General features: G+C 42.8%; 7 protein-coding genes. All 7 read right to left on the bottom strand.

The window, feature by feature from the left end:
- Positions 1-7: 7 nt before the first annotated feature.
- The gene (locus ACVBIO_RS08405; RefSeq protein WP_447172395.1) at positions 8-2,857 is read right to left on the bottom strand and encodes an exo-alpha-sialidase; all 2,850 of its coding nucleotides are present in this window, start codon (positions 2,855-2,857) and stop codon (positions 8-10) included.
- A gap of 513 nt (positions 2,858-3,370) precedes the next feature.
- A complete protein-coding gene (locus ACVBIO_RS08410) occupies positions 3,371-4,555 on the bottom strand; it encodes a cyclically-permuted mutarotase family protein (RefSeq protein WP_447172396.1) in 1,185 nt (394 codons plus the stop codon).
- Positions 4,556-4,672: 117 nt separating this feature from the next.
- Positions 4,673-7,567, bottom strand: a complete 2,895-nt coding sequence (locus tag ACVBIO_RS08415) for a TonB-dependent receptor domain-containing protein (protein ID WP_447172397.1) — start codon at positions 7,565-7,567, stop codon at positions 4,673-4,675.
- A gap of 696 nt (positions 7,568-8,263) precedes the next feature.
- A complete protein-coding gene (locus ACVBIO_RS08420; protein ID WP_447172398.1) occupies positions 8,264-9,208 on the bottom strand; it encodes a hypothetical protein in 945 nt (314 codons plus the stop codon).
- 2 nt (positions 9,209-9,210) lie between these two features.
- Positions 9,211-9,894, bottom strand: coding sequence for a tetratricopeptide repeat protein (locus ACVBIO_RS08425; RefSeq protein ID WP_447172399.1), 684 nt, complete (start codon positions 9,892-9,894; stop codon positions 9,211-9,213).
- A 312-nt stretch (positions 9,895-10,206) separates the two neighbouring features.
- On the bottom strand, positions 10,207-10,536 hold the full coding sequence (locus ACVBIO_RS08430; RefSeq protein WP_447172400.1) for a YbaB/EbfC family nucleoid-associated protein: 330 nt from the start codon (positions 10,534-10,536) through the stop codon (positions 10,207-10,209).
- 99 nt (positions 10,537-10,635) lie between these two features.
- Positions 10,636-13,464, bottom strand: coding sequence for a DNA polymerase III subunit gamma/tau (gene dnaX / locus ACVBIO_RS08435; protein ID WP_447172401.1), 2,829 nt, complete (start codon positions 13,462-13,464; stop codon positions 10,636-10,638).
- Between the last annotated feature and the right edge of the window lie 80 nt (positions 13,465-13,544).

The raw sequence follows: 13,544 nt of genomic DNA on the forward strand, positions 1-13,544 counted from the left end.
AGCCAGCTTACTGCCGCTCAAGGCTGGTTAACTCAAAGTTTATAAACTTCAACAGCGTGCTTCCCGTCGCCTCATAAATCACACCAATAGAGCCGTCATTTAACCTTACCACATCAGAATAGGCACTCATGCCATAAACTAATTGATGAGGAGTGCCAAAATTAGCCCCTTCATCGGTACTGATCCAAATCCCCAAGTTATTACGATTAGGACCTGATGCTGTACCTATCGGCGCAGTAGCAATGATAAGATCTTCAGCATCTCCCGCTCTTATCGCTGAAAATCGAGTGAGCCCAATATCAACCTTAGAAACAGCCAAGTCATGACTTGTTTGCGTCCATGTGATCCCGCCATCATGACTCAAGAAGTGATAACGAGTACCTGCGGCGCCCCCATCATTGCGAGCGGACAATAATAATGTTCCATCATTAAGCTCAACCATATCAGCTTCGGTCGGTCCAGAAACAGGTGTAAACTCACCTTTATGCCAAGTTAATCCATTGTCGTCACTAAACACTGTCGCAACATAAAACAGGCTATTACCAGCACGCACTATGGCTGGAAAAATCATTCTGCCATTGTGATCACCTTGAGCTAAAGTCTGCCATTGCAATTGGATCCCTTGTCCTGGACCTGGGTTTATTGAGCGCCAAGTCGGATCTTTAACTTGCGAAGTGACATCTACTGCGGCTGACCATGTCAGTCCATTATCAATACTTTTTCTATAGTACAAATAGTTGGCATCACCTGGGGCGACACAGTTGCCATTTTGCGCACATAAGTCTGGCCACTGAACATAAAACACATAAACCGTATTTGTCGATTTATCAACAAATGGACGGGGATCTGAATAATCAAACGCTGGATCTTGATGAATAATCTGCACAGGTAGCCAGCTACGTCCGTTATCAATTGAACGTTTTAAAGAAATGTTAATCTGACCCACCTGCCCAGGATCTCCACCACTTGGACGGCCTTCAATAAACGCCAGTATTGAGCCATCTGCAGATTGGACCATGGAAGGTATTCGATAATGACTCATACCATCATCGCCTTCTTGACCTCCTTGAAAAACAATACTTTCAAAGATAGCCGGACCACTACCAAAGGTCTCAAAGTTGACATAACGGTAATTGGCAACACCATTTGTGCCAGAAGAGCCATTACCCCACACTATGACATTCTGACTGGTAGCGGAACCAGCCCAAGTTTCGATTGCATTACCGTCAAAATAAAACGTCGCTAAGCTCGTTTCAACATCGTAAATCACTTCATAGGTATGGTACTTATCTGCACCAGTCATTGGCACTAATGTATGACTACTGCCTCCCTCCAACGTTGCGACTAAATCACCATTGCCATTGATATTTAGTAAAGCCAAAAAGCGTTTATTACCGTTTGCATAATAATCAGAAATAGCACTGCCCGACACGATTCGACTCATGGTGGTCATTTTCCAGCCTAAGGTTGTCGCATCTCGATTAACTTGCACGCTCGGCTGTACTTCCCACTCGGCTCGGCCGTTGATACCACTAGCCTGCCAAGCAGCTTGACCTTGTTCATTAACTAAACTACCTGCGCCTGAGTCCGCACTATCATTTGTCCAGCCAGCCAAAGCAGGATCAGTATTGAGGTTACTATCAAAAGTCGCCACCACAGTCGATAACCGAGTGATGTCCTCAGCTTGTTTTGCAGTCAGTACATTGTCATAAATACGGGTTTCATCAATGGTGCCGCTGAAATACCATTGGCCACCATTGTTATCATGGTTACGGCCAATACTCATGCTATCTAACCCCGCAATGGCGCCAAGAAAGCTCGTTGCATTACCACTGAATGCTAACCGGCCATCTACATAGATTTGGGTACCGTTTGCATCCACCATAATCAGTGCTTTGTGATCTTGATTATTATTGTATGTGGTGACGGTTTTTGAGTCATTGACAAAACTGCCGTTTTCTCGAGCATGCACCCGTAATGTGCCATCACCGTTAATTAGTATCGCAAACTCACTTGAACCTTCGGCTGAATTAGAAGCACTAAAAAGAGTTGCAGTTGTGCCCGTGGCTTTAAACTTGGTAAATATGCTACCTCGGGTCAGTTGCTGTACAGATGCAAGTTCGGTATCAACCGATTTAAATTGGCTTTCGCCATCAAAAGTGATCCCAGATGAGTCCCACGTTGCAATAATCTTAGCTTCTTCAGGCACTGTTTCGCTGAGCGTCTCAAAGGCGACAGCTCTATAATAAGCAACACCATTAATATTTGATGAACCATTTCCCCACGCAAGCATATTTTGATTGCTGGCCTCGCCAACCCAGGCAGCATCAATTATCACTCCATCAAAGCTGAAACTAGCAAGTTGAGTAAGTGGATCATACTCAACCACGTATTGATGATAGCTATCCGCTCCCGTTCCTGAAACTAATGTATGTTCTCCTCCCCCAACTAGGTTTACGACTAAATCTCCCGACGCACTAATACTCAATATTGGTAGAAAACGTAAAGCACCATTTGCGTAGTAATCAGTGATATAGCCGCCAGACTCAACGCGACTAGTCCAGCTCATTCGCCAACCTTTTAGACTAGCCTCATTATTAAGCTCGGTAGTTGGAAGCATATTCCATTGCGCTCTGCCGCTGCTTCCCGTTGACTTCCAACTTGCGGCATTTAAATCTTGTACTACTGTTCCCGTAGCTTGCCCCGAAAGGAAATCACTCCAACCTTGGCTCGCTGGGCTTGTTTCATGCATCGCATCAAAATTTGCGACCAATGTGTTTGCTTGCGCATATCCACGACTAAAGCCCATGGAGCATAAAGCAATAAATAGCGCTGTTAATCTAATTGTTCTCAGCATAATGTCACCTTTATAAATTAAGTGTTATCCATGACAAAGCCAGCAATAAGTGGCTGATAATCTAAAGGTGCCTTTACTCACGCTATACATCCTGAACCACTTTAACGCTACAAACAGCTTAAGTACCCATGTTCTTATCTTATTGAAGTCTTACGCGAACTCAGTAAGTCCTGTAATAGCGACTCAAATATCTGACCCACGGTTTCACATATCAACCTGTCACACCACTAATACAAACATGCGCACAAAAATCAGACAAGAACTTTATGGTATAACAGTATAACCAGATGATCAGTGATGATAGTCATAGGAGCAAATATAGCTAGGTACAGGGAGGTCAATTACAAATTACACCTTCAGATAAGGTGCAAATAGGTAACCCATTATTAGAAAGCTTTTAACTAATTTAAGCGATTATTGGTTTAGCTGATTGGGGATATAAGCGAGTCTCAACTCAAGACTCTGCTTATAAATATCAATATACTAAACGAGATAGGGAAATAGGCGACGGCTCTATTGAACAGGTTCGACTGTGGCTTGATAGACATTAGGTGTCCGGATAACCGGCCTTATCTCGCCAGAGATCCAATATATTTGGTTATCTTTCTGCGACACTGCAAGGGGGCCTGCTCCACCAGTAAAAGGCACTTCCTTACTTAAGGTTGACCAGTTATCTTTATTGAGATCATAAATAAGCTGTTGGCGGCTAAAATTAACCTCTTGTTCATTCAAAGCAAAATAGTATTGTTTAAACTTTGATAGCCTATCCTTTGAACTCGTGGTCAATTGAAAAATAGCATCGTTAAACACTTGCCTGTTTACACCACCAAGTAAAATTAATTGCTCATCATTAATCACCGCAACCCCACCACCCACGACAGAATAGGGTTGGTCTTTAACCGTAATAGGTGTAAGTGTTCTCCAGCTTAATGTTTCAAATTCAAACGCATAAGCGTCGGTCAAAATATAACGTCCTTTTCCTACCTGCAGATTGGCACCACCAAATACATAAAATTGTTTCTGATGCTGTATTGCAGGAAAATCGGCTCTCGCAAGTCCAGGGATTGGTGCTATCTTATCTTTATTAATGCATTTTTGATGCTTCAAAGAAAACTGACACACAGAATTACTCACTACGCCGTTATGCTTACCGGCAAATAAAAACAGTGAGTCGTCTTGCCAGGCCGCCGCGCCAGAATCCCAAGTAAAAGGCAATTGATTAACAGCTGTAACCAATGGCTGTAAATTATCATCCAAGGTCAGCTTTAGAATAGAGTCGAAGGCTTGAACGTTATTTTTACCTCCAACAAGATAAAGACTATTGCCAACAACTACAGTTGCACCATGCCCTCTTGCGGAGGGTAAGTGCCCATGAGCTACTAGCTCAAATTGATTATTTGCGGTATCAAAGACAAAAATATCTGAATAATACTGCTTAATCCCCTTATCAAAAAAAGGATGGCCACTAGGAAAGTTAGCCCCTCCAGCAACCACAAGATAATTGCCGACAAATGCACTATAGGCACCTGCAATACCAATAGATTCATTAAAACCTTTAGGAGCAGGTAGCTGCCCAGCTTTTACCCAACTCACCTTGGCTTGAATTATTGCTTTAGCTTTACTTTCCACTGCCAACACTTGCCCACAGGCAAGGACTACAAACAGCATGAGTAGAAAAAATAACTTAGTAAGCTTCAAGCGGGACTCCTTAACATTTAAGTAAAATAAAACCTAATCAATATTGATTAGGTTTTAGGACATTACACCGGCAACAAGGCATTTATTATTATAAAAATCGCATGCCTTTCTCAGCTATTAGAATGTCAATTTAACACCAGCAAAGATTTGACGGCCAATGACATCGTAAGCTTGAGGTGTGGTATTGGTACCGACTGCCGCACTCGTCGCCTGAATATCTGGCTGCTCATCAAATAAGTTATTTGAACCAAGATAAACATTAACAGCATCATTTATTTGGTAACTAGCTCTTAGGTCAACATAGTAAACCGCATCCATGGTATTAAGATCATCAGATAATGTTGTTTCACCAAGTACGCCTTTAGTTTCAGAACGATATGTCAGCTGACCATAAAGGTTGAAGGCTTCTGTAATGTTATATGATGCATTCATCGTATAACGGAACTCAGGAAATAATGTTTTACCTAGATTATCAATTTTACCAGTAGGAGTATCAATCTCATACTCACCAAGGTAGTTAGCCATAAAATTCAAATTCAAATTTTCTAGTGAATAAGAAATCTCTAAATCAACACCATTAGTTGAAATAGTATCAGCGTTAATCGACGTTGAATAAATATTTAAAATAGGTCCATCTTTAACATCCCTAATCACCTTCCCACCACAGCTTGCATCGAATTCTGATGGGTCAGCATCATAACAACGCTCAACCATAATATCTGGTGAAATTGTCGTTATTCCATTTTCAATTTCAATATCATAATAATCGAGTGAAACGTAAAGGTTATCCAGTGGTGTAACAACAAAACCTAAAGTTAATGAATCTGCAGTTTCTTCTTCTAAATCTGGTGAGCCGCTTTGTAATACAAGTGTATTATTGGTTTCAGAGCCTACCAATACATATTCACCACTTGGGTCGGTAGCCATTCGGTTTGCAATAGCCGAAATAGAACTACAGTTAACATCTCTATTCGACGTCCCTGAACGGCTCGCTCCATTACAAACATCAATCGTTGGGTTAGCAACACTGGTGGTACCGGTAGAGAATATATCGTTGATATTCGGCGCTCGAACAGAGCTAGATTGGCTACCACGAAGACGAATTACATCATTAATTGGAGCATCAAGACCTAAACGATATGTTGAAGTCGTGCCAATTGTTGAATAATCTCCCACTCTGCCCGCAAGGCTAACATTGAGCCAATCAGCAACAGGAATATAAAGCTCACCAAAAACTTCGGCGACATCAAAACTACCGTCAATAGGTTGCACCGCGCCTTCGCGTGTAATGCCTAACTGACGAAAACTATCTGGGTTTTCAACTGCGGACTCTTTACGGTATTCAAGACCTGCAGCAAATCCCATATTATCGTGACCAACAGATAAATCTAACTCTCCAGATACAACACTGTTAATAACAAATTGTTCAACTTTACCCGTTTGACCAGTGCTAACAGCAAGATACTTCATTGCTTCATCAGAAAATCCGACAATCCCGGCTTGGCCTGCCAAACTGTCAGTAGTACCAAATGGATTCACAGGTAAACAACCGTAAATTCTAGCTATTTCATCGGCACACTGATAACCACCATTGCCATCGTCTTCAATCGTCACAGCCTGTTGCATATGAGGGATACTAAAGTCACCGCTATTTTGCTGTTGTTGCGAAGTGATGCCATAAGTAGCACTCGTTTTCCAGTCCAAATCATTATCAAAATAATAGTTATAGCTACCTGCAATGCGAAAAGTCTCACGGTGATTTTCAGTTGATCGATTACCAAACTCATAGGTACGTCTATTCGTCGATACACCATCAAGAGAAGTATTATCACCCATGACAGCAAGAAGCTGCTGTCCAGCACTACTGCCTACGAAGAAGGGACTCGTTGCTACATCGATACCTGTAGTACCACCATCTCCTTTTCTAAAGATATTGTTTACAACGTCAATTGGCGCTTCTTCTAAATCAACACTGGCTTTTGTCTGTGAGTAGTTTAGCTCTACTTTTAAATCTGAATTTTCAGATACATCGAAACTCATCCCGGAAGCGACATTGAAGCGTTGGAACGGGGTAACTAAAGTACGATTAGCATGTTGATTATCCCAGTCAGATTCGCCCATAGGTTGGAAATTGCCGTCAAGCAAAGGCTGATTGGTATTAAATAGGTCCCCATTGCCAAATATTTTTAGATCACCATAACCGAGTGATGCTCCATCAACATGACCAGGGCCATCTCGTCTAGCTATAGAGTCCCTGATGCCATCACCATTGGTATCAAGAAATCTCATTTCATATCTGGAAAAGTCTCTTTCTGACGAGTTTAAAGCCTCTTGATTGGAGTAGCCTACAGAAACCCATGCATTTCCTTCATCAAAGTTCTGACCATAGGTAAAGTCAATGTTCTGCCTCTCTGCTCCCCCTTCAGAAGAATCGGCCGCAAAAGCATTAATTTCCAAACCTTCGTAATTCTGTTTAGTGATAATATTAATAACACCTGCAATGGCATCAGAGCCGTAAATAGCAGATTGCCCGCCAGTTAGTACATCTACGCGCTCAATAATCGCTGGCGGGATCGAGTTTAAATCAACACCATAACCTGTATTTGCAGAAACTCCTGAGACATAACGACGACCATTCACTAATACTAAGGTTCGAGCAGTGCCTAAGTTACGAAGTGAAGTAGTCGAAACACCAACGTTACTACCTGCGCCACCAAGAGAAACATTATCACTTGAACCATTAATCGATGCAGTCACGGAAGGGACTTTATTTAATACATCACCAAGAGATATTGCCGCCACTCCTTCAATGCTGTCTCTTCCTATTTCAGTAATCGGCGATGATGATGAAGCGTTAGCGGAACCGTTAAAAATGTTTGAACCCGTTACAGCAATTCGTTCAACGTTGTCACTTTCTTGCTCCGCGTCATTTGCTATAGCTGCAGAACTAAATAATCCAGCAATACATAATGACAGTGCGCTGCGGCAAAACATCCTTTGATTGGTATTCATAACTTCCCTCTCTGAGTTTTATAGTTTTAATTCAATGTGCAACTGTTTCTGATGTAACTAACCTTTGAATCGATAAATTCTAGTGCAACTAATCTCTAGCTATCCCGACATCATGCAGTCAACCTATCATACCAGTATACACGTAGCAACATTAACAACCTAAAAACAAACAAGGCGATTACCAATGCGCAACATCACAGGATAATGCTACGCTAAAAAAGGGCGCTAAACAAAAAACCAAATATACTTACAAACTAAACATTTTCAATTAGTTATTTGGCTTTGAATATATAAAGCAGATGTTTGAACCATAGGCGAAATGCATAGAAAGCATTTTCATGAACTGAATTGATTAAAAGCAGATTTAAAATAAAAGTAGCGGTTCTAACAGATAAATTAAACCGTGTGAGGTAGCTGATATCGCTAATAAGCGCTTATCCATCAAGACTTGAATCACAAGTCTGATACGCTGATGAAGCAGTTTTGAAGGGCCTATAATAACTTAGGGAAAAGTGAAAAGTGCAGACTAAATAAAGAATACACTTTCTAAAGAAGGTGGCTTTACTATCTGTTGCAAATCAGACTCTCTAGCAGGGAGCTTTCTATCGTGCTTTAGCAAAAGCCATAAATATATCCCTATAGGCCTTTCTTTCAAGCATGAGCTGAAAATAAATGCCCTACTGGTCTTAACTGTGACTATTTAAGCTCTATGGCCTTCACCTTAAAAGCGATCACCGATGACTCTCCCAGTGCAACAGCTCGCATACCGGGATGAATAATCTTCCAATAAGATCTATCCTCCAAGCAAACAGCCCCTGAGAAGTGTTCGATATTGACGCCGCCCTTACAGTTTTTTCCCCAATAATCTTGGTTTTTATCAGAAAAAGTAATGTCTAGCTCTGCGGGCTTGGCGTTGATAACGTGCCATAAATTACAGCCAGCAGCAACCAGTGCAAAGCTCAAGACTATATTACCCACTAATATGCCAAACACTTGTTTAGTAGTGCTCTGGCCGACTTGCTCTGCACGCTCTCTGCCTTCCTGCGACAAGGCCTTAAGCAGCAATATGGGCAAAGTAATGACATAAGTGACGCCAGCAGCGATATAGGCGGAGTGAAACATATCGTCATGCCAGATTAAATCGGAGAAAAAGATAAACGATAACAAGCCTAGACAAGCGGCAGTTATGTAGGCGATGCCTAAGATTTTTACAGCCCGATTAACACATGTTTGCTTCGGGAAATAGTATTCGACAAACTTGTGCTCACTCTCGCTCAACAGTCGCTGTAGATGCGATTCAAGCTCACTAAGGCTCACAAAGCCAAACTCCTTTTGACGCTCCCGCCCTCCCTTAGCATTGGTATAATACAGCGCTAATAAGCCCTCTTCCTTACTCAAAAGATCATAAGTAAAGGTGATCTCACTGCCTTTAACCTGAGCCAGAACTATCAGCATAGGCATAGTAAGTGCCTCTGCTAAATGATCCCCTTTAACTTGCTCGCCATCAGGTGCCGGCTCGTCAAAGATAACCGTGTCTCGTATCTCTTTGAGTCGATGCTTTAATGTGGTGCGGCTAGTCACCGCCCCCATCTGTTGAATCTGACCACTGGCGAACTCCAGTGAAAGCGAACTTATCTTCATGATTAAAATACCTGTTCTAGCAATGCGCCAACCTGAACATTGTCGTCATTCCATTCATGTTGACCCTTCGAATTTCTATAGTGCTGGTCAGCATTCGCTTTTTCTTGGGGGGTTAGGTGCTCTATAGCTTGCTTGACTAGGCTTCGAGATTGGGAAAAATCATTACTTCTAGCATAAAGTCCCCATAGGTAAGCTTGGCTATAATCACCTAGATTAAAATAATACACAGCCAAATTATGTTGAGCAGCGGGGAAAGAATATGCTGCAGATTTTTCAAGCCAAAATAGGGATTTTAATTGGCTTTGAGGTACGTAATAGCCGAAGTGGTATAACAAGCTTAAATAGTATTGAGCAAAAGCATTATCGCTATTTTGACTAAACCAACGATACGCCTGCTGGTAATTGTTAGCAGTAGTCAAATCGTAAAAATAGAGTGTTCCTAGCGATAACTGGCTACCAACATCACCTAACTGCGCAGAAGGCGTAAAAAATGCTCTCGCCTCTGGATAGCGCTTAGTGTTAAACAACATAAAACCGAGCTCGCGCGCCTCTTCCACTGTGACTTTTTCAGGGTATTTTTCAATACCACTCAGGGCGATAGGCGGTGCGCCAAATAGCGCATTAAAGATGAAAATGACGAAGAATATGACTAAGGAAAATCCCAGCCCTTTGAGTTTTTCTTTCACGCTATCTATCCAAGTCTACAAGTAAAAAGCATTCAAAATGATGCATTTATAAAGGAAATAAATCGAGCGAAGTCTGACACATAGCGGCTTATGTCGCAAGGTCACATAATGTAGCCAATTGAAAGTATAGAGTTTATAGCAATTGTAACTGTGATATCTGATTTTAATTGATGAATTAAATACGGATACAAAAAAGCTCAAGCAAATTGCTTGAGCTTTTTTTGTTTTTAATCGCTTGGATTTGGCTACTAACTATTCGTTAGCCCCTCCAATTTAATGGCGCAAAAGCATCATTAAAACAGCAGTTTAAACTTAGAACGGCATCTTAATGCCTGGTGGTAGTTGCATACCGCCAGTCACTTCAGCCATTTTCTCTTTTTGATTCTCTTCAACGCGGCGAGCGGCGTCATTACAAGCTGCAGCGATAAGATCTTCTAGCATCTCTTTGTCGTCTTCAAGCAGGCTTGCATCGATATCGACTTTACGTACGCTGTGAGAGCCTGTCATGGTGACTTTAACTAGGCCAGCACCGGCTTCGCCAGTCACTTCCATACGTGCGATCTCTTCTTGCACTTTAGCCATTTTGTCTTGCATCATCTGGGCTTGCTTCATCAAGTTGCCCATACCGCCTTTTCCAAACATACTCTAATTCTCTTCTATTATGTATCACAACAAATAAAGTGGGCTAATCTTACTAAAAAAACAGTGATTAGCAATGAAAGCTGAAATTCAATTGTAAAATTATGACTCAGTTAACCGCTTAAAGTTCGCAATATTGATCAACTCAATCAGTTTCCCCTTCTGAACCAGCAACTCTGGTTCATAGGTTAACGAGTCAGCCGTCATCTGTGCGCCCATATTTTGCGTAAGCCAACGCACGTTATCATCGGTCATTAAATCATGATGCGCTTGGATTAAAATTTCTTTATGAAAGCGTCTTCTCACCTCAAGCGGGGTTTCTCTATCATTGTCCACCCCTACCGACACACTGATACTACACGGCTCACCTAAGGCATTTGTCATCGCCTCTTCAAGCTGTTTAATCGCGATGTCAGCGCCTAAATGCTTCTGATCTGGCTTAAGCAGTAATGATAACGGCTGTTCAAACTGATGACACACAGAGTTGACTGCTAGCTGCCGCACTCGGCCGCCAACTTCAAGCTCTGACATAAACCGATACCATTTCAAATCGACCACATTGCCCGTTAGCTCACCACTGGGTAATGTTGGTAAGTTTAGCTCAGCATCCTGAACAGGAGATGAATCAAGTGCCGTTTGTATCGCGCTCACCTCTTCTCGCTTAGCGACAACCTCTTGAGTTTGACCTTCATCCGTTGTCTTTATCTCACTGTCAGCTTGGGCTATTGCATTTGGCTCATCAAATCGCGCGCAAGTGTCTTGCTCATGTGGCTCTTCCCATGGCGGCCGGTCAATCACCTCTGATTTGGCCTCTGTGCCAGCTAAATTCTGGCCTTCACTTGATTCTGGGCTCTGCTGCGAGCTGATTTCGCTCTCCTTAACAGCAGGCTGCTTTCTTACTGGAGGCGTAAAAGGTTTACGACCTTCTAAGGACTTTTTTGAGGATTCCTCCTTAGGTTCATCCTCTCCTAGTCCCTCAAGTAATGTCGCTCGGGCTGCTAAGACCGCATCCAAGATATCATCACTTCCCGTAGGATCAGCACTTCCAGCATTTTGCTCTGGTAATGTTGGTGATTGGGCTAACTGCGCTTCACTGGTGTGACTTTCAAACTGATTTGCATTCTGGCTAGTTAGTTCTGTTTGATAACTTGATGAGGCATGCTCAAAACCATAATCGTTATCTTCGCCATCCTCACTGTGACCATAAGCGCCTGCATAATCAGCATATGAGGCGAGATCATCGTCAGCTTGTTCTACATCACCCTGTTCAGAGGCATGTTGAACAGCATCATCAGGTAGCCTAGTTTGTGCAACTTGAGCTTGATGTGAGCCACTTTGCGCCACATTGTCTTGTGCATTTGCCTGACTGTCTGAATGAGTATCTGAATGACTGCTTGATGGAGTCTTTAATTGAGGATCAGGTTGAATGCTTGACTGCTCGCCAGGCAGTACTTGCTCTGTAGCATCTTTAAAGCCCTGCCCTTCAGCCTGGCTCATGATGACTGCCATTTCACTATTTAAGCTATCAAGCTGCTCATCCTGCATGTCAGCAACAGCATGTTTAGCCGTTGACGCTTGTGAGCTCTGGTCAGCGGGTCCTTGATGCTCATTGTTCGTTTGAGCTGTAGATACATCCGCAGCAGGAACACCATCTACTTTAACTGGAGCGACTTCACTGTCGGTAACTCTACCGGCAGCGCTATTTTCAGGCTCTGGCGCATGCTGAGTTACAGCTTGATGAGTCGTATCTGTCGTAACGGCAGGCTTATTGGTAACTTGCACAGATGATGTGTTTACCTCTGGCAATGCAATATCAGACTTAGTCGCTACGGCCCAGCGAGTCACAGGCTTTTCGGGTACGAAAGTGACGGCACGAAGTAACGCCATCTCGAGTCCGGACTTAGGATCTGGCGCATGGGGCAAGTCTTTACGACCCGTTAATAACAACTGGTAATATAGTTGAACTTGTTCTGCGGATAATTGCTGAGCAAACGCACTGATTTGCTCACTATATAAAGACATTTGCGCAGCTGCAGGTGCAAACTGTGTCAATGTAATTTGGTGCAGAAGCTCTAGTAAGCTGCGAAGTACCTCTTCAGGGTCAGCGCCAAATGACAACACTTTGGCCGTCACTTGCATCAAATCCATAATATCGGCTTTAGCCAATGCTTCTAGCAAGGCTAGAACATGCTTTTCGTCGATACTACCGAGCATCGTTTGCACTTGCTCAAGCTTTACTTGGCCTGCGCCAAATGCAATCGCTTGATCCGTCAGGCTTAATGCATCACGCATACTGCCATTAGCCGCTTTAGCGAGCAGAGTTAATGCTGCATCTTCAAAACTAAATTGCTCTTGGGTCAATATATGCTTTAGCTGAGTGGCTATTTCATCTTGAGTCAAACTCTTCAAGTTAAATTGCAAGCAACGAGAAAGCACTGTCACTGGTAAGCGCTGAGGATCCGTTGTCGCTAATAGGAATTTTACATGCTCTGGGGGCTCTTCAAGAGTTTTTAGCAGTGCATTAAAACTGCTACGCGATAACATGTGTACTTCATCAATAAGGTACACTTTATAGCGACCACGACTCGGCCTGTACTGCACGTTATCTAGCAACTCTCGGGTATCATCAACTTTCGTTCTTGATGCCGCATCGACCTCTATCAAGTCTACAAAACGCCCTTCGGCAATTTCAACACAAGCGGAACACTTACCGCAGGGTGTTGCGGTTACGCCTTGCTCACAATTTAAGCCTTTAGCAAAAAGACGTGCAAGACTGGTTTTACCGACACCGCGTGTACCGGAAAACAGATAGGCATGATGTAATCTTTGCTGAGTGAGCGCATTAGTTAAGGCATGCAAAACATGCGACTGACCAACCATTTGCTCGAATGTGGCAGGGCGCCATTTTCTGGCCAACACCTGATATGACATGGAACTCCCCAACGTGTCATGAATACGGTTTCGGGAGCACGCTCCTCGACATCGTTGAACAATAGCATGCAACGCTTTTA

This window comes from Shewanella sp. 0m-8 (genome assembly GCF_052977265.1).

Excerpts from the sequence above, each read along its gene's own strand:
- ACVBIO_RS08405 (WP_447172395.1), bottom strand. The coding sequence starts at position 2,857 with ATGCTGAGAACAATTAGATTAACAGCGCTATTTATTGCTTTATGCTCC.
- ACVBIO_RS08415 (WP_447172397.1), bottom strand. The coding sequence starts at position 7,567 with ATGAATACCAATCAAAGGATGTTTTGCCGCAGCGCACTGTCATTATGT.
- ACVBIO_RS08420 (WP_447172398.1), bottom strand. The coding sequence starts at position 9,208 with ATGAAGATAAGTTCGCTTTCACTGGAGTTCGCCAGTGGTCAGATTCAA.
- ACVBIO_RS08430 (WP_447172400.1), bottom strand. The coding sequence starts at position 10,536 with ATGTTTGGAAAAGGCGGTATGGGCAACTTGATGAAGCAAGCCCAGATG.
- dnaX (WP_447172401.1), bottom strand. The coding sequence starts at position 13,464 with ATGTCATATCAGGTGTTGGCCAGAAAATGGCGCCCTGCCACATTCGAG.